Source organism: Gordonia sp. UBA5067, from assembly GCF_002414845.1.
GTDB classification, from domain to species: domain Bacteria; phylum Actinomycetota; class Actinomycetes; order Mycobacteriales; family Mycobacteriaceae; genus Gordonia; species Gordonia defluvii.
Genome location: NZ_DIAX01000034.1, coordinates 1,221 through 18,013 on the forward strand (window position 1 = coordinate 1,221; position 16,793 = coordinate 18,013).

Genomic DNA, 16,793 nt, shown 5'->3' on the forward strand with positions numbered 1-16,793 from the left:
GCAGCTCGCCGGCATCGCCGGGGCCCCGCCGAAGTACCTCCGAACGCTGCCCGCCACGATCGCCTCCGATGCGATCAACTACGGGCTGCGCCGTCAACGTCGTGAGCAGCATCAGCTGCTCCTCGACCGCGACGATCCGTGGACGGTGCACGCCATCACCTCGCCGAGGTATGCGCGGGTGCACCACGACGAGCTGGCCGCGCGAGTGCTCGACCTCATGGCCGCGCATCCCGCCTGGCACTTGCCGCTCGGCTACAAGGACGGCGTGTACGGCGCTGAACGGGTTCCGTCTGGCGCCTACCTGGGGGATCGAGACATGTTCCTGCTCGTCGTGGACGGCAACCGCGATCTCGACGACCCCACCGACGCGTCGCACGCTGGCTTGTTCCGCGGGTTCATTCTCCGGAACAGCGACGTCGGTGCCGCCGCCTTGACCCTGGATGTGTTCCTCTACCGCGTGATCTGCGGCAACAACATCATCTGGGGGTTCCAGCACGTGGCCGGCTTCCGGCGCCGACACGTGGGAGCGTCGATCCAGGACGAGTGGACGGCCTCGCTTGCGGCCGTGCGTTCCAGCCTGAATGCAGACGTCGCCGACGATCGACTCGTGCTCCTGCGGGCCCAGTCCCGGGAGTTGGGATCGACTCGTGAGGCGGTGATCGACACAGCCGTGCAGCGACTGGATCTGTCGCAGAAGCAGGCTGGCGAGGCGTACGCGCTCGCGGACACGTTCGAGCAGAACCCCCGATCCGTGTGGGGCTACGTGCAGGGGCTCACCCGCTTGAGTCAACGCACGCCCTGGCAGGACGGGCGGTTTGTGCTCGATCGAGCCGCCGGTCGCCTCCTGACCGCGGTCAACTAGACCAGGTCGTCGCCGATCGGGCCCAGCCCGCGGCACCACACCACGTCACAACGGACGCTGGCGCCCCGCCACGTCCATTTCCTGCCCCGTCGCGACGGACCGTCGCGCCAGGTGGCCGCCTTCGCTCCCAGAGCCAGGCGCTCTGCCGGAGGTGTCTGCCATGCGCGACGGATCCATTCGCCGACGGACCATCACGTCGCACCCACGCACCTGGACGCCCGAGCGCGTCCAGGTGCAGCACTGGAGAGAGCGCCATCGCATCGACGCGCTTCGCGCGCTCGCCGATGGTGCTGACGGTCTCGGGTGGACGCGTGGGCTCTTCAACGCGCTGCTCGAGGATCTCCACGTCACCGACGAGTTCGATCGGCTCCCCGCCCCCCCCCCCCGCGTGCCCCCCCGCCCCCCCCCCCCCCCCCCCGCCCCTCCCCCCCCCCCCCGCCCGCGCGCGGCCCCCCCCCCGCCCCCGCCCCCGCCACCGCCGCCCCCCCCCCCCCCCCCCCCCCGCTCTTCCCCCCCCCCCCCGCCGCCCCGCCTGCTGCGCGTGGTGTCCGCCCGGGGGGGCCGACCACAAACCCGCGGGGCGTGGGGGGGGGGGGGGGGGGGGGTACTAGCCCCGGGCCATATCGACAAACCGGCTCAAATGCAGCTGGTGGGCGACGGTGATCGTTGCCGTCGGGCCGTTGCGGTGCTTGCCGACGATGATGTCGGCCTCGCCGGCCCGCGGGTCGTCGCGCTCGATGGAATCCGGTCGGTGCAACAGGATGACCATGTCGGCATCCTGCTCGAGTGAGCCTGATTCGCGCAGGTCGGAGACCTGTGGGCGCTTGTCGGTGCGCTGCTCTGGTCCACGGTTCAGCTGCGAGATCGCAATGACCGGAACCTCGAGTTCCTTGGCCAACAACTTCAGCGAGCGGGAAAACTCCGAGACCTCTTGCTGGCGCGACTCCACCTTCTTACCCGAGGTCATCAGCTGCATGTAGTCCACCACGACCATCTTCAGGTCGTGGCGCTGCTTGAGCCGGCGCGCTTTGGCGCGGATCTCCATCATCGTCAGGTTCGGCGAATCGTCGATAAACAGCGGGGCCTCGGAGATCTCACCCATCCGCCGCGCCAGACGCGTCCAGTCGTCGTCGCTCATCGAGCCGGCGCGCATGTCCGACAGCTTCACCTTCGCCTCGGCCGAGAGCAGCCGCATGACAATCTCGTTCTTACTCATTTCCAGCGAGAACATGGCACTGGTGCGCCCATGCGTAATCGAGCACGACCGCAGAAAATCCATGGCCAGCGTCGAATTGTGCGTCGGCACCATTGCCTCGCCGGCCAGATACAGGTGCGCCGGATTGTCGACCTGCACGCAGCGCACCGGCACACTGGGCACCGCCGTGACCGCGATGATCCGCCGCGACCGCGACACCTGCCGCAACTCCTTGTGCCGAATCGCCTTGCGGTGCACGGTGAACACGTCGTCATCGGCGTCAACACTGAGCCACCCCGACGAGAGTCGCCGATACGAGTAACCCAGTCCGGCCACCAGATCGGCGACGATGAACGTCATGTGCCGGGTCGCCGCCGCGACCGTGATCCGGCCGTCGTCCTCGACGACGGCCCGTGCGTCGAGGATGCCGGCGAGCAGGGCGCGGCGCTGCGCGATCGAGCCGCGCAGATACTCCACGGGTACCTGCCCGCCCAGGTCGGCCATCAGTGTCATCACATCGACTTCGCCCTCGGCGTCGATGCGCATCGAGATCTCCGGGTCATTGAACGCCATCCCGGCCAGTGCGCCCACCGTGTACGGGCCGTAGGCGAAACGCCGATTCGGCAGCTCCAGCGGCGCAGCGTGGCGGACTCCGGCGCACCCGACGTGCGGCCGCAGCTCCTCGGTGGTGACGACGACCCGTTGGTCGTCGATCTGCGCCTCCCACTGGTGGTTCGCATCGGCGACCAATACGGCTCCATCGTTGAACCGCACCGCGTAGCAAGGCCGCTCGGTGAGCACGTCGGTACTCGCAACGACCCGCGTCGGCCGCCCATCGGCGTCGAGCAGCTCATCGCCGACAGCGACGTTACCCATCGTCGTCCAGCCGGTCGGCGTCGGCAGCGGGGTGTCGAGCGCAAGCGCCTTACCGACGCCGGGTCGTGCGGCGACGATGATCATCTGTCCGGGGTGCAGCCCGTTGGTCAGCTTGTCCAGATCGGCAAACCCGGTCGGCACACCGAGGGAGATCCCGCCGCGCGAGGCGATGGCGTCCAGCTCGTCCATCGTCGGCTGCAGCAACTCTTCGAGGGGGAGATAGTCCTCGGCGGTACGGCGCTCGGTGACGTCATACACCTCGGCCTGTGCGCGATCGACGACCTCGGCCACATCCTGGCCCTCACCGCCGGCGTAGCCGAACTGCACGATCCGGGTGCCGGCCTCGACGAGGCGCCGCAGAATTGCCTTCTCCGCGACGATTTCCGCGTAAAAACCGGCGTTGGCCGCCGTCGGCACCGTCGAGATCAGGGTGTGCAGATAGGGGGCCCCGCCGACACGTTTGAGGTCGCCCCGGCGGTCCAGCTCGGCGGCAACCGTGACCGCGTCGGCCGGCTCGCCTTTGCCGTACAGCTCCAGGATCGCGTTGTACACCACCTGGTGCGACGGCAGGTAGAAGTCGCCGGGCCGGATCTTCTCCAGCACGTCGGCGATGGCGTCTTTGGAGAGCATCATGCCGCCGAGCACCGACTGCTCGGCCGCCTGGTCTTGCGGGGGCTGCCTGCCGAATTCCTCGGTCGGCAATTCCTCGGGCATTGGTTCGTGACCCTGATCTTCGGTCACCGACACTCGCCCACCCCCTATTCGGACTCGTGAAGCAGCCCCATCGTCTGAGCCGCGCCGGCTCGCCGTTGCTCCCTTACTACCCGCCACCTCTGACATCGGGCGTCGTCCGGGCTGCCTGTCAGGTCCCGACGCCGGATGGCGAGGTGGCGGTCAATACCACCGGATGAGACTATTGCGGTTGGCGAGCGCACTCAAACCGGGCTGTGGATAGTTCTGTGGACAACGTGTGGACAATTTCCGGTTCTGCGGGACGTGCTGTGGGAAACGTCGGGGAAAACTTGGGAGTAACAATGGTGGGCAGACTGTCTTCCCAGGTCAGATGAGGTAAAACTTGTCCACACGGCACGGCTTCAAAAGTCTACGGCGTGTCGCGGGCAACGCGCCGAAGGAACCCTCAAGCAAACCCTCAACTCCGCGTAGGTATCCAGAATGTGAACGGCGTCACAACGGATGGCCTCGGGTGTCAACATGGTGGGCACGGCCGTGGATTATCCCCAGTAGGTTCGTGCGTCCTCGCGGCGCATGATGGAATGGCGGGTAACTACCGGCAAGGGGGAACCGCATGAGAAGAGCAGTTCAATGCGCGCTGATGGCGATGCTCGTCGCCGCGTCTGCACTTGCGCCGGCGGTCGCCTCGGCCGCCCCGCCCCCCGAACTCGACTTCAGCAAATACCCGCGTGTCGACGCCAATCGCTACGTCTCCTACAACTACGACAACAACGGCCGGGCCTTCTTCCGTGCCGCGGGCTTCTACTGCTCCATCGGGCAGTACCCCGGCCGCGTCGCCTGTAAGGGATCCGTCGCGACCGCGCCGCACGGTAGCCAGGGGGTGCTGCTCAACAACAGCCAGGGCCCATGGTGGGTCACCCCCACGGGCACCGCCGCCCCTAACATCTCGCTGCTGCCCAACGCGCGCTTCGCGGCGCCCGAACTCCCCGTCGGGCGCAGCATCGGCATCTATGACGTCGTGTGCGCGCAACCACGCGCCGCTGTCGTGTCCTGCAGCTCGCGCGGCCGCGCCTTCGTCATTAGCCCCAAGTGGCACAAGTTCTACGCACCGGCCGGCGTTCGCGACGCGAACCCGCCGGCCGACCGGCTGCCGCCGAGTCTGCGCTAGTCCGCCTGCACCACGAACGAAAGCCGCCGCCTGGATTACCAGGCGGCGGCTTTCGTTGTGCGTGGGACTACTCCGCGACGACGGCCAAATCGAAGATGGCGGCGACGTTCGGGTGCAGCTTCACAGTCACCGGGTAGCTGCCGATGGCCTTGATGTGGCCCTTGGGCAGCTCCACGGCGCGCTTGTCGACCGCGGGGCCGCCAGCGCTCTTGATGGCGCCGACGACGTCACTGACGGTGACCGAGCCGAACAGCTTGCCCGAATCGTGCGTCTTCACACCGAGCGACACCGAGGCAAGACCCTCCAGGGCCTGCTTCAGCTCGTTGGCGTGTTCGACATCGCGCACCTCGCGGGTGTCGCGCGCCCGCTTGATGCCGGCAACCTGCTTCTCGGCGCCCTTGGTGGCGACAATCGCCAGGCCGCGCGGCAACAGGTAGTTGCGTCCGTAGCCGTCCTTGACCTCGACGGTGTCGCCGGCGACACCGAGGTTCTCAACAGCAGCAGTGAGGATGAGCTTCATGAGTTCGTATCCCTTCCTGCTCAGCGACCCGTCGAGGTGAACGGCAACAGCGCCACCTCGCGCGAGTTCTTGACGGCGATCGCGATGTCGCGCTGGTGCTGCACGCAGTTACCAGTCACGCGACGCGACCGAATCTTGCCGCGGTCCGACAGGAACCGGCGCAGCAGCGCGGTGTCCTTGTAGTCGATAACCGGGGGCTTGTCTTTGCAGAAGCTGCACGCCTTGGCCTTGACGACCTTTTCGACGCGGGGCTTCCGACCCTTTTGCTTTGGCATGAATTACTCCAGGTAGATCTTCAGAATGGTGGTTCTTCGGCACCGCCGGAGGCACCCGCCGCGGGCGCGCTGCCCCACGGGTCCTCATTCGCCGCGGGCTGGCTCGACGCGGGACGGCCTCCGCCGCCACCCGAACCGAAACCACCACCGCCGCCGCCACCGCGCGAAGCGCGCGTGACCTTGGCCGTGGCATACCGCAACGATGGGCCGATCTCATCGACGTCGAGTTCGTAGACCGTCCGCTTCTCACCCTCGCGAGTCTCGAAGGAGCGCTGCTTGAGGCGACCGGAAACAATGACGCGGGTGCCCTTGGTCAGGGACTCCGTCACATTCTCGGCCGCCTCGCGCCAGATGTTGCACCGCAGGAACAGTGCTTCGCCGTCTTTCCATTCATTGGTCTGACGGTCGAAGGTGCGCGGCGTCGACGCCACCGTGAAGTTGGCGACCGCGGCACCGGACGGCGTAAAACGCAGCTCCGGGTCGGCCGTCAGATTCCCGACGACGGTGATAACCGTTTCTCCAGCCATGTGCTTCCCCTCGAGGTTCGTGGTGTGTCGGTGGTCGGCGAGTGCTCGACGTGCCGATCCAGCCTGGGTTTGTGGCCCAGCCTAAGGAGCGGCACCGACATACGCGAGCCGTTACGCGAACTCGCGCAGGCTCACTTGCGCAGGACCTTGGTACGCAGCACCGACTCGTTCAGCTTCAGCTGACGATCGAGCTCGTTCACCGTGTCCGGCGTGGCGTTCAGATCGATGACGGCGTAGATGCCTTCATTGTTCTTCTCGATCTCGTAGGCAAGACGGCGCTTGCCCCAGATATCGACACCATCCACCGAGCCGCCATCCTTGCGGACGACATTGAGGAAGGTATCCAGTGAGGGTGCGACGGTGCGCTCGTCCAAGCTCGGATCGAGGATCACCATCAATTCGTAGTGACGCATAAGACCACATCACCTCCTATGGGCTAATCGGCCACGGACGGTCCGCGGCAGGAGGGTCGCCTGCGTCGGCAACCGGTCCAAGATACATGAGAAGGGGCTGACCTGCGAAATCGCGCCTCTGCGCTCGCCCGGACTGGCCTGGGCTAGTCTCATGCGCATGTCTAAGGACCTGGAGCTGGGGCCGTTGGACCGCACGCGACGCGGGGAGGCGGTGCTCGCCGCCCTGGTGTCGGTGGTATTCACCTGCCTGGCGATGGCCTGGAGTTTTCACGCGAAGGTCAAGTGCGGCGGCGCGCCGTTCAACGCGGAGGGACGCTCTCGGCGCTGGCCCGTCGGCGATCCCCACGCGATCATCCCCTGCTACAGCGACCAGATGAACCTGTGGATCGGGCGCGACATCAACAACCACGTCTTCCCCTACCTCCACGGCGCCATCACCGAACAGGGCCATCTCGTCGGCGGGGCCGTCGAATACCCGGTGCTGTCGGGGATGCTGATGTGGCTCGGCGCGATCGGCGCCCACAGCGACCTGTCGTTCCTCATCCACTCGGCGATCATCCTCGCCCCGTTCGGCATCCTCGTCACCCTGCTGCTCGTCTACCTGGTGCGCTGGTGGGCGCTGCTGTGGGCCGCGACGCCGCCCCTGGTCCTGTACGCGTTCCACAACTGGGAGCTGCCCGTCGTCGCGACGTGTGTCGGCGGCATCGCCGTCGTCGCCTGGGGCGCGTCCCTGGACACCGACGGCAATCCACGACTTTCAGTGCGGGCCGCCGCGGTCTGGGCGGCCATCCTGTTCGGCATCGGCTTCAGTTTGAAGATGTATCCCGGCTTCTTCGTGCTGCCACTGGCGTTGTATGTGCTGACCCGTGGGGGTGGGTTCATCAGCCGGTTCCGCTCGCCGAAAGATGTGGTGTCCGACCTGGACTGGCGGGGATTCTGGTACACGATCGGCGCGGCGACCGCGGCGGTGACGGCGACCCAGGCGCCGTTCATGATCTTCGGCTGGCCGGGCTGGCGGGGGTCGCTTTCCTTTCAGGGCAAGCGCAAGGCCGATATCGACACCAACTCGATCTGGTACTGGGGCCTGCGGCACCTGACCGGGGGGCAGACCGACCTGTACAACACGCTCGTCGGCGTCGCGTCGCCGCTGCTCATCGCCGCATCCTTCGTCTTGGCCGTGTGGCTGGGGTGGCGGGTGTACTCCCCGGACAAGGTGACCCTGGGCGTGTACCCGTGGATCGGCGTGTGCGGCGCCATGCTCGCCGGCTTCATGCTGTTCCACAAGGTGCACTCGCCGCAGTACACGCTGTGGATCCTGCCGTTCTTCGTGCTGCTCAAGGTTCGGTGGCCGGTGATCGTCGGCTACCTGCTGGCCGACCTTGCCCTGGACCTCACGATTTTCCGGCTGTTCGGGATCCTCAACGACCCGGCGCATCCGCCGATGAAGTGGTGGGTCATCGGCGGAGTCAACTTCGGGGTATGGGTGCACGCCGTGCTGCTGGTCTATCTGATCTTCGCGTTCGTCAAGGCTCAGCCGCGGGAACCGTTGGCGTCGTTCGGGTTCCGCAGGTCTCCCCTGACAACTGCCAATCGATGACCCGGCGGGGGAGTGGTTCCCTCGGAGCCGTAACAGTGTGCAGATGTCAGGGGTAGTCGGGTCCCCGCCGGCGATGCCTGTCGCGGTCGGTGAAGCGCCGCACCTCCGTCAGGACGCCGCGCCAATCGGACAGGACGCGGTTGAGCTGGAAGCGGCGCGGGAGGTAGCCGACTGCCCGTAGCCGCACGCGCGCAATCGATTCGGTGCCCGAAGCGGCGTCATCGTCACACAGTTGCCGACCGTTGAACAGCTTCTGGTGGTAGACGCTGCCGACCGCGGCTATCCACTCGTCGTCGGGTAGGCACCGACTGGCGCAGGCGAGGGCAACGGGGATCGGGTCGAGTGTCCCTGAGATCCGTAGACAGCGTCACGCCCGAGGGAACTGCTCCCTCGTACCATCCACGAGCTGCAGAATTCAGGGTGCATACTGAGCAGATGCTGACTGCTGGGCTGGTCTTCGCGCTGGGGGCCGCGGCGCTACACGGGTACATCTTCTATCTGGAGTCGATCGCCTGGACGTCGCCGGCGGCACGTGCGGTGTTCGGCACAAGCAGGGAAGAAGCCGAGGCCACGCGCGAGCTGGCCTACAACCAGGGGTTCTACAACCTGTTCCTCGCGGTGCTGGTCGTGGTGGGCGCGGCGATCGTGTGGATGAGCAATCACCGCGGCGTCGGGGTGGCGCTGGTGCTCGCCGGCGTCGGCGCCATGCTGGGGGCGGCCGTGGTCCTCGCATTGTCTGGGGCATCGCGGCGGACACCGGCGATCAAGCAGGGGGCGTTGCCGCTGGTGGCCGTCGTGCTGATCGTCGTCGGGTTGGCGGCCTGACCCGAAAACCGCTTCGCCCCGCGGCGGTTCGCGCCGTAGCGTGGGGCGTGTGACACGGACCCGCTCGGTGGCCTGGTCGGCGATCCCGAGGTGTTCCGCTGGATGCCGGGTGTTCCCGCGACCGGTGCGCAGGCAGCCACCTTCATCGACTCGGCGTTGCGCGCCCGGGAGGCCGGGACCCGAACCGCCTTCGCGGTGCTGCGTGATGGCATCGTCGTCGGCACGACCAGCTATTACGAGATCGACCCGGGATCGCTGAGCACGGCGATCGGCTATACGTTCTACACCGAGTCGGCCCACGGCACCGTTATCAATCCGGCCGGCAAGTTCCTCCTCTTGCGGCACGCCGTTGAGGCGTGCGGGGCGGTACGGGTGGTGTGGCACACCCATGAGGACAACGCCCAATCCCGGGCGGCGATTGCGAAACTCGGCGCCACCTTTGAGGGATTGCTCCGCAAACACCGCCGGTTCGGCGACGGCTGGCGCACGACCGCCCAGTATGCGATGACCGATGACGACTGGCCGGCGGAACGGGAGCGACTGCTCGACCGGCTTGCCGGTGGCCGCGGCTGACTATCGCGCCGCTGCAGGTGAGCGGTCGAAGTGTGGGGCAACGGCGGCCACCGCGGGCCCGGGTTCGTCATCCCCGGGTTCGTCATCCCAGTGCTCCCACACGATGTATAGACACACTCCCACCAGCGCGATCAGTCGCACCACCACGGCCAACGGGTAGATCTGCGGCGGCAACCAGTGATGCTCCGGAGCGAGGTACACGCCGGCACGGGGCACCCAGGTCAACGCCTCGACGAGCATCCAGGCCATCAACACCCGGCTCGAGCGCACCGCGAGTACCGCCAGCGGCACCAACCACAACGCACTCTGCGGGCTCCACACCTTGGCGACCATCAGGATTCCGGAGATGAGCAGGAAGGCGATCGCGTAGACGTTGAACCGTCGGGGGGAACGCAGCACGACGACGCTGGTCGCGACGATCATCGCCACCCCCAGCACCAGCGAAATCACGTTCACCACGGCGATGTTGAGGTTCATCTTGGTCAGCAGGGCGATGGCGCCGTAGATGCTGTCGGGTTCGGGGGCGCGGGCGGTCCAGAAGCGCCAGTACAGCGACCATCCGTCGGACGCGCCGATCATCACCGGCAGATTCACGGTGAGCCACGTCGCCAGCACTGCCACCGTAGTTCGCAGGAGGGCGTCGCGCGGGTGCGGCTGCTCGGGCACCGAAGGGTACTGCCGGCCGTTGAGCGCGTCGAGGAAGAGGGCGAACAGGACGAGCAGCGGCCATATTCCGGTCGTGCAGGCGAGCCCGAACAGGATTCCGGCCAACCACCATCGGCGCCGATCCCAGGCCAGCAACCCGGTCATCACCAGCGCCACCGTCAGCAGATCGAAGGCCGTGAACGCATGCACGAAGAGCACCGGCGACAGCGCTGCCACCCACACGAACCAGCGGCGCTCGCCGGCGATCTTCACCAGCACCCAGATGGTCACCAGCCAGCACAGCGCCAACAGCACCGCCACGATGGTGAAGAACACCACCGGGCTGATCGCCGATGGAACCCCCCAGTGCGTGTGCAGCCACTGCCAGCCCGCCGTTGCCCGGGCCGCGCCGTAGGCGGCGAACCCGAGGCCGACGGGCTCATCCATGCGGTGGGTCAGGGTGGTGCCGTTGCCTTGCTCGCGCCACGACGTCCAGTAGGGCACCCCGTCGGCGAGGTGTTTGCGCGAGTACGTCGGGGCGATCGTGGTGAAGCACAACGAATACCACTCGCGCTGGTTGTCCCAGTTGAGGCGCTTCCCCTTGTCGGCGGACCCGCGCGACGACGCGGCAGTGGGCGGACTCGACGCCGCGCCGGACCCGTCGGCGGCGACGGGAGCGGTCGGGGTCTGTTGCAGGCACGCCGCCTTGCCCGACCACCCGATCGCCAGCCCGAGCAGCGCCAACACGAAGAGCACTCGCAGCGCGGAGAATCGTGCCCGCCCCACGGCTGCGTGTCGGCCCAGCGGTCCGCCGATCCGGTCCGCCGCCGGGGCGACGAGCGGATCGTCGCGCGACGGCGCCCACCGCCGGACCGACCGATCATGGTCAGGTGCCAACGGCACCGGTGAACTCACGCGACCCCGAACCCGCGTCAGTAGCCGGGATCTGGGCGCTGCGGCCGACGTGGGCGTGGCGCGCGCTGCCCGGGCACCGGAATGGTGATGCCCGGTGCGACGGTGACATTGCCGTCATCACCCTCGCCGGGAAGGCGGGGCCGCTGGAACTCGCGCTCGCTGGTGCGCGGGGTGTGCTTCGGGGGCGGCGGGGCCTCGTAGGGGACACCGGCCTGCCCGCCGACCGCCTCGGGCGTCGGGAACTGCTTGATCTGGTCGCCCTCGAGCGCGCCGTCCATCGTGGCCTTCCAGATCTGCGCGGGCAGACCCGAGCCGTACATCGGACCGCCCCACGAGGTCTTCAGTGCGGTGCCCTTGTCGGTGCCGACCCACACCGCCGTCGACAGCTGCGGGGTGTACCCGACCATCCAGGCATCCTTGTTCTGACCGGTGTCACCGAGCTGTGCGGTGCCGGTCTTGGCGGCCGACGGCCGGGTGCCGTAGGTCGAGTCGTACAGGCTGTTGCCGTTGGAGTAGGCGGCGATCGGCTGCAGGGCGGCCGTCACGTTGTCGGCGACCTTCGCCTCGAAGACCCGTTTGCCCGGGTCCGGCTTGCGGTCGAAGAGTACGACGCCGTCGTTGTTCTCGACCTTCGTCACGAAGTGCGGCTTGCGGTAGATGCCCGACGCGGCGAGCGTCGCATAGGCGGACGCCATGTCCAGCACCCGCGAGGCGTACTGCCCCAGGACCACGCCACCCTCGGTGCCGCCGTTCGTCTCTTGCAGCGTGTGCGGGATGTCGCCGAAGCTCTCCGCCACGCCGGCCCTGTGCGCCGCGTCGGCCACGGCCTGCGCCTGCCCGTTGAGGTCCATCATCAGTCGGTAGTAGACGGTGTTGAGCGACATCTTCATCGCCGTCGCCAGGTTGCACGACCCACACGACTCACCGTCGGAGTTGGTCACGACGAGCCCGCCCGAGCCCTCATAGGGGGCCGAGCTGTAGATCTTCGACAGCGGAATATCCTGCTGCAGGGCTGCGACCAGCGCGAAGACCTTGAAAGACGATCCGGTTTGCAGACCGGCGCTCGCGTAGTCCCAGCCCTGACCGTCCTTGCCGCCGTAGTAGCCGGTGATCCCGCCGGTGCCCGGGTCGATCGAGACGATGCCGGTACGCGTCGTCTTCGGGTACTCGGCGAGCTTCGACGTGGCGGCCTCGGTGGCCGCCTTCTGGTTCTGTTTGTCAATTGTGGTGGTGATCTTCAGGCCCTCGGTCCGGACCTGCTGTTCGGTGATGTTGAGCTCGCCCAACTCGGCGAGTACCTGGCGTTTGACCAGGCCCATCGGGCCGTCGTCCTGCTGGGTCGAGCCCTCCCGGTACTTCACGACCTTCGGGTATTTCAGGCTCGCGCGGTCCGCGGGGGTGAGTGCCCCGATCGTCACCATGCCGTCGAGGACATAGTTCCACCGCAGGTGGGCTGCTTCGGGATTGGTGTCAGGATCGTAATTAGATGGGGAGCGGATCGATGCGGCGAGGACCGCCGACTCCGCGGGAGTCAGCTTGGCGACGTCCTTCTTGAAGTACGCCTGCGCCGCGGCGGAGACGCCATAGGCGCCACGACCGAAGTAGATCGTATTGAGGTAGGCGGCCATGATGTCGTCTTTGGTCCACTCGTTGCTCATCTTGGTGGCAATGGCCAGTTCGGTGAACTTGCGCTTGTACGAGTGCTCGTCGCCGACGAGGGCGTTCTTCACGTATTGCTGGGTGATCGTCGACCCGCCGCCGGCATCCTCGCGGTTGGTCAGGCGGCCGACGACGGCGCGGCCGAGGCCGCGGACCGAGAAGCCGGAATTGCTGCGGAACTCGCGGTCCTCGGCGGCGATGACGGCGTCCTGCAGCGACTTGGGGATGTCGGTGATCTTGACGTCGGTGCGGTTGCCCTCCGGCGGGATGACCTTGGTCATCAGTGAGCCGTCCTTGTACAAGATGTTGGCGACCTGGTTGTGCTTGATCTCACCGGAGGCCGGTACATGCGCGAAGACATAGGTGATCAAGAAGGCCAGTATGCCGATAACCGCGATGATCGGCACGAAGGCGCCGACCAGGCCGGCGCCCCACGCGATGCGCTTCTGCCTGGATACCGTCTTCTGCTCGCGGGCGGCCGCCAGCGACTTGCTCGACGCCGAGCCCGACTTGCTACTTGAGCTGGGGGTATCGCCGCTGTGCGAACCGTTCGCGCTGCTCATATGTTGCCTTTCGGTGTGCCGCGCCGCGCGCCGTCGTCAGACACGACAGGATGCGGTCGGCGCAAGAATCACTTAGCCATTTTACGCGTTCGCGGCGGCTGGGATTTCAGGCCGGAAACGTAGGAGCGGACCAGATGGTTCCAATGGCAGGTCCGGCACACCTCGACCACGTGGACGGAGAACTCGGCGTACCGGCGTGCGAGCTGGCCGATCTCGGCGGCCGACCGCGCCGATCCTGAGGCCTGGCCGAGTCGGTCGCCGAACACCCACGACACCATCGTCAGGTTCTCCTTGCGGCAGATCGGGCAGGAGACGTCGGACGGTACGCCGTGGAAGGCCGCGGCGGTGCGCAGGTACGGGTTGGCATCGCACACCTCGCCGACGCCGACGCGGCCCGAGTCGACCTCGGCCAGCCGGGCCCGCCGGCGGAGGGCGTAGTCGACGACCTGTCTGGGCGCGGCCTCGTCCCACGAGGGGAGTTCGTGACTGGGTGCCGCCATGCCTTCAGAGCGTACTCGCGCACTTTGCGGCACTGCCGCAGGACAGTGATGTAGAGCACTGGAGTGGCGTCGCTATATATCGCTGCGATACATTTAACTTCAGCATCGATCTGATGGCTCATCGTGATAGGCCCGATCGCGCGGTGGTGTGCGGTCTAGTGGAAGGAGGGGTTGTGCTCGAACTGGCAATCCTCGGACTCCTCCTCGAATCGCCGATGCACGGCTACGAGCTGCGCAAGCGGCTCACCGGGCTGTTGGGCGCGTTCCGTGCGTTCTCGTACGGGTCGCTCTACCCGACGCTGCGCCGGATGCAGGCCGACGGGTTGATCGATGAAGACACGAGTCCCGACGGCGCCAAGGTGCGTCGTGGTCGTCGCGTCTACGTGCTGACCGAGGCCGGCCGGGTTCGTTTCACCGAACTCGTCGCCGACACCGGCCCGCAGAATTACACCGACGACGGCTTCGGTGTGCACCTGGCGTTCTTCAGCCGTACCCCGGCGGTGGCCCGGATGCGCATTCTCGAGGGTCGCCGACGGCAGGTCGAGGAACGGCGGGAAGGGCTGCGCGACATGCTCGGCCGGACCGGTCGCGCCGACGACCGCTACAGCCGGCAGCTCCACGAGCTGAGCCTGGAATCCAGCGAACGCGAAGTCCGCTGGCTCAATGAACTCATCGCGGCAGAAGCCTCTGACGCCGATGAAACACCAAGTAATACAACGACGGCGAAGGAAGCTGCGGCGTCGAGAAGAAAAGGAGAGCCCGACCATGGGTGAGCCCAACAAGGTTCGTGTGGCCATTGCTGGCGTGGGAAACTGCGCCTCATCCTTGGTCCAGGGAGTCCAGTACTACAAGGACGCCGACGAAAATGCGACCGTCCCCGGTCTGATGCACGTCAAATTCGGCCGGTACCACGTGCGTGACGTCGAATTCGTCGCCGCCTTCGACGTCGACGCCAAGAAGGTCGGCTTCGACCTGTCCGAGGCGATCAACGCCAGTGAGAACAACACCATCAAGATCAGCGACGTGCCCCCGCTGAACATTCCGGTGCAGCGCGGCCACACCCTCGACGGTCTGGGCAAGTACTACCGCGAGACGATCACCGAGGCCGACGGCACCGGCGTGGACATCGTCAAGGCACTCAAGGACGCCGACGTCGACGTGCTCGTCTCCTACCTGCCGGTGGGCTCGGAAGAGGCCGACAAGTTCTACGCGCAGTGCGCCATCGACGCGGGCGTCGCATTCGTCAACGCCCTGCCGGTCTTCATCGCCTCCGACCCGGTGTGGGCGAAGAAGTTCGCCGACGCGGGCGTGCCCATCGTCGGTGACGACATCAAGAGCCAGGTCGGCGCGACCATCACCCACCGCGTGATGGCCAAGCTGTTCGAGGACCGCGGCGTCGCCCTCGACCGCACCTACCAGCTCAACGTCGGCGGCAACATGGACTTCAAGAACATGCTCGAGCGTGAGCGCCTGGAGTCGAAGAAGGTGTCTAAGACGCAGGCCGTCACGAGCAACCTGAGCGGTTCGCTGGCCGGCAAGGTCTACGACAAGAATGTGCACATCGGCCCGTCGGACTACGTCGCGTGGCTCGACGACCGCAAGTGGGCCTACGTCCGCCTCGAGGGCCGTGCCTTCGGTGACGCCCCGCTGAACCTGGAGTACAAGCTCGAGGTGTGGGATTCGCCGAACTCGGCCGGCATCATCATCGACGCCGTGCGTGCCGCGAAGATCGCCAAGGACCGCGGCCTCGGCGGCCCGATCCTGCCGGCCTCGGCTTACCTGATGAAGAGCCCGCCCGAGCAGATCGCCGACGACGTCGCGCGCGCACAGCTCGAAGCCTTCATCATCGACGCGGAGTAAGACTCCTGATCGACGCGGAGTAAGACTCCTGCTAGCCATCCGCCCGCCCCGGCTCTCTTCCCGGGGCGGGCGGACGCAGCTGCGCCGTAGGCTGTCGTTATGGCGACCATGCAGGCGTGGACGACTGATCGCGGCGCGGCAACCCTGATTGCGCGTCAGGTGCCGGTTCCGGTGCCCGGGCCCGGCGAGTTGCTGGTGCGGGTTCTGGCCTGCGGCGTCTGCCGGACCGACCTGCACGTCGTCGACGAGGACATCCCGGCCCACCGCGATCGGGTGGTGCCGGGGCATCAGGTGGTCGGCGACATCGTCGAATTCGGCTCGGGCGTCACCGGCTGGGCCGCCGGCGATCGGGTCGGGATCGCGTGGCTGCGCCGCACCTGCGGGTCCTGCCGGTTTTGCCGCAGCGGCCGCGAGAACCTGTGCCCGGGAGCCGAGTTCACCGGTTGGGACGCCGACGGCGGCTACGCCGAGTTCGCGGTCGTGAGCGCCGCCTTCGCCTATCGCCTGCTGCCCGATACCGATCCGGTCGAGACGGCACCGCTGTTGTGCGCGGGCATCATCGGTTACCGGGCGCTGTCGCGGGCGAACCTGCCGCCGGGCGGCACGCTGGGCATCTACGGCTTCGGCTCGAGTGCGCATATCGCCGCGCGGCTCGCGACGGCCGGCGGGGCGCGGGTCTATGCGATGACGCGCGGCGAGCGTAATCAGCGCTTGGCCCGCGAGTTGGGCCTGCCCTTCGTCGGCGATTCCGGCGCCGTCCCGCCGGCGCCGCTCGACAGCGCCATCGTCTTCGCCCCCGTCGGCGCGATCATGCTCACCGCGCTGGCGGCCACGGTCCGCGGCGGCACCGTCGTCAGTGCGGGCATCCACATGTCGGCGATCCCCGAGTTCAGCTACGACGACCTCCTGTTCGGCGAGCGCGACCTGCGCAGCGTCACCGCCAACACCCGCGCCGACGGCGATGAGTTCCTGCGGCTGGCCCGACATTTGGCGATCGCCCCGGAAGTAACCCGGTACCGGTTCGACGAGGTCGACCGCGCGCTCGACGACCTGCGCGCCGAACGCGCCCGCGGCAGTCTCGTCGTCGAACTCGGCTGACCCGCGCCGGTGGCAACGGATACCGGCCC

15 protein-coding genes and 1 pseudogene are annotated in these 16,793 nt (G+C 67.2%); 8 read left to right on the plus strand and 8 right to left on the minus strand.

Annotation, left to right across the window (positions count from 1 at the left end):
• A partial coding sequence (locus B4M62_RS05285; RefSeq protein WP_290705933.1) for a DUF932 domain-containing protein occupies positions 1 to 862 on the plus strand: 862 nt, incomplete at its 5' end.
• A 607-nt stretch (positions 863 to 1,469) separates the two neighbouring features.
• Here the strand turns inward: B4M62_RS05285 and dnaB are convergent.
• Positions 1,470 to 3,647 carry a replicative DNA helicase gene (dnaB, locus tag B4M62_RS05290; RefSeq protein WP_290705990.1) on the minus strand — a complete coding sequence of 726 codons (2,178 nt, stop codon included), beginning with the start codon at positions 3,645 to 3,647 and terminating at the stop codon, positions 1,470 to 1,472.
• 592 nt (positions 3,648 to 4,239) lie between these two features.
• On the opposite strand from dnaB, the gene B4M62_RS05295 reads away from it, so the two are divergent.
• A complete protein-coding gene (locus B4M62_RS05295; RefSeq protein ID WP_290705934.1) occupies positions 4,240 to 4,794 on the plus strand; it encodes a hypothetical protein in 555 nt (184 codons plus the stop codon).
• Positions 4,795 to 4,861: 67 nt separating this feature from the next.
• Here B4M62_RS05295 and rplI read toward each other — a convergent pair whose 3' ends face one another.
• The 4 genes from rplI to rpsF all read right to left on the minus strand — a co-directional run bounded on the left by rplI (position 4,862) and on the right by rpsF (position 6,529).
• Positions 4,862 to 5,314 carry a 50S ribosomal protein L9 gene (gene rplI / locus B4M62_RS05300; protein ID WP_290705935.1) on the minus strand — a complete coding sequence of 151 codons (453 nt, stop codon included), beginning with the start codon at positions 5,312 to 5,314 and terminating at the stop codon, positions 4,862 to 4,864.
• Positions 5,315 to 5,334: 20 nt separating this feature from the next.
• The gene (gene rpsR, locus B4M62_RS05305) at positions 5,335 to 5,589 is read right to left on the minus strand and encodes a 30S ribosomal protein S18 (protein WP_290705936.1); all 255 of its coding nucleotides are present in this window, start codon (positions 5,587 to 5,589) and stop codon (positions 5,335 to 5,337) included.
• Positions 5,590 to 5,609: 20 nt separating this feature from the next.
• Positions 5,610 to 6,116, minus strand: a complete 507-nt coding sequence (locus B4M62_RS05310; RefSeq protein ID WP_290705937.1) for a single-stranded DNA-binding protein — start codon at positions 6,114 to 6,116, stop codon at positions 5,610 to 5,612.
• A 131-nt stretch (positions 6,117 to 6,247) separates the two neighbouring features.
• Positions 6,248 to 6,529 carry a 30S ribosomal protein S6 gene (gene rpsF / locus B4M62_RS05315; protein WP_290705938.1) on the minus strand — a complete coding sequence of 94 codons (282 nt, stop codon included), beginning with the start codon at positions 6,527 to 6,529 and terminating at the stop codon, positions 6,248 to 6,250.
• A gap of 151 nt (positions 6,530 to 6,680) precedes the next feature.
• On the opposite strand from rpsF, the gene B4M62_RS05320 reads away from it, so the two are divergent.
• From B4M62_RS05320 to B4M62_RS05330, 3 genes and pseudogenes are all read left to right on the plus strand, one after another.
• A complete protein-coding gene (locus B4M62_RS05320) occupies positions 6,681 to 8,126 on the plus strand; it encodes a hypothetical protein (protein ID WP_414651787.1) in 1,446 nt (481 codons plus the stop codon).
• A gap of 435 nt (positions 8,127 to 8,561) precedes the next feature.
• Positions 8,562 to 8,951 (plus strand): DUF1304 domain-containing protein, encoded by a 390-nt coding sequence (locus B4M62_RS05325; protein ID WP_290705940.1) that lies wholly within the window; start codon positions 8,562 to 8,564, stop codon positions 8,949 to 8,951.
• Between the two features lie 51 nt (positions 8,952 to 9,002).
• A pseudogene (locus B4M62_RS05330) lies at positions 9,003 to 9,524 on the plus strand (GNAT family N-acetyltransferase); the annotation flags it as partial.
• Here the strand turns inward: B4M62_RS05330 and B4M62_RS05335 are convergent.
• From B4M62_RS05335 to B4M62_RS05345, 3 genes are all read right to left on the minus strand, one after another.
• Positions 9,525 to 11,084 (minus strand): glycosyltransferase family 87 protein, encoded by a 1,560-nt coding sequence (locus B4M62_RS05335; protein ID WP_290705941.1) that lies wholly within the window; start codon positions 11,082 to 11,084, stop codon positions 9,525 to 9,527.
• Between the two features lie 17 nt (positions 11,085 to 11,101).
• Positions 11,102 to 13,306 carry a transglycosylase domain-containing protein gene (locus B4M62_RS05340; protein WP_290705942.1) on the minus strand — a complete coding sequence of 735 codons (2,205 nt, stop codon included), beginning with the start codon at positions 13,304 to 13,306 and terminating at the stop codon, positions 11,102 to 11,104.
• A gap of 68 nt (positions 13,307 to 13,374) precedes the next feature.
• On the minus strand, positions 13,375 to 13,806 hold the full coding sequence (locus tag B4M62_RS05345) for a DUF5318 family protein (RefSeq protein ID WP_290705943.1): 432 nt from the start codon (positions 13,804 to 13,806) through the stop codon (positions 13,375 to 13,377).
• Positions 13,807 to 13,979: 173 nt separating this feature from the next.
• On the opposite strand from B4M62_RS05345, the gene B4M62_RS05350 reads away from it, so the two are divergent.
• From B4M62_RS05350 to B4M62_RS05360, 3 genes are all read left to right on the plus strand, one after another.
• Positions 13,980 to 14,579, plus strand: coding sequence for a PadR family transcriptional regulator (locus tag B4M62_RS05350; RefSeq protein WP_290705944.1), 600 nt, complete (start codon positions 13,980 to 13,982; stop codon positions 14,577 to 14,579).
• Positions 14,572 to 15,666, plus strand: coding sequence for an inositol-3-phosphate synthase (locus B4M62_RS05355; RefSeq protein ID WP_290705945.1), 1,095 nt, complete (start codon positions 14,572 to 14,574; stop codon positions 15,664 to 15,666). Before B4M62_RS05350 ends, B4M62_RS05355 begins: the two co-directional genes overlap by 8 nt.
• A 108-nt stretch (positions 15,667 to 15,774) precedes the next feature.
• Entirely contained in the window at positions 15,775 to 16,764 is a 990-nt protein-coding gene (locus B4M62_RS05360) for a zinc-dependent alcohol dehydrogenase family protein (protein ID WP_414651789.1), read from the plus strand.
• Positions 16,765 to 16,793 lie beyond the last annotated feature (29 nt).

Coding starts and splice junctions, on each gene's coding strand:
- B4M62_RS05345 (WP_290705943.1), bottom strand. CDS start 13,806: ATGGCGGCACCCAGTCACGAACTCCCCTCGTGGGACGAGGCCGCGCCC.
- B4M62_RS05340 (WP_290705942.1), bottom strand. CDS start 13,306: ATGAGCAGCGCGAACGGTTCGCACAGCGGCGATACCCCCAGCTCAAGT.
- rpsF (WP_290705938.1), bottom strand. CDS start 6,529: ATGCGTCACTACGAATTGATGGTGATCCTCGATCCGAGCTTGGACGAG.
- B4M62_RS05320 (WP_414651787.1), top strand. CDS start 6,681: ATGCGCATGTCTAAGGACCTGGAGCTGGGGCCGTTGGACCGCACGCGA.
- B4M62_RS05295 (WP_290705934.1), top strand. CDS start 4,240: ATGAGAAGAGCAGTTCAATGCGCGCTGATGGCGATGCTCGTCGCCGCG.
- B4M62_RS05355 (WP_290705945.1), top strand. CDS start 14,572: ATGGGTGAGCCCAACAAGGTTCGTGTGGCCATTGCTGGCGTGGGAAAC.
- B4M62_RS05325 (WP_290705940.1), top strand. CDS start 8,562: ATGCTGACTGCTGGGCTGGTCTTCGCGCTGGGGGCCGCGGCGCTACAC.
- rplI (WP_290705935.1), bottom strand. CDS start 5,314: ATGAAGCTCATCCTCACTGCTGCTGTTGAGAACCTCGGTGTCGCCGGC.
- rpsR (WP_290705936.1), bottom strand. CDS start 5,589: ATGCCAAAGCAAAAGGGTCGGAAGCCCCGCGTCGAAAAGGTCGTCAAG.
- B4M62_RS05310 (WP_290705937.1), bottom strand. CDS start 6,116: ATGGCTGGAGAAACGGTTATCACCGTCGTCGGGAATCTGACGGCCGAC.
- B4M62_RS05360 (WP_414651789.1), top strand. CDS start 15,775: ATGCAGGCGTGGACGACTGATCGCGGCGCGGCAACCCTGATTGCGCGT.
- dnaB (WP_290705990.1), bottom strand. CDS start 3,647: ATGCCCGAGGAATTGCCGACCGAGGAATTCGGCAGGCAGCCCCCGCAA.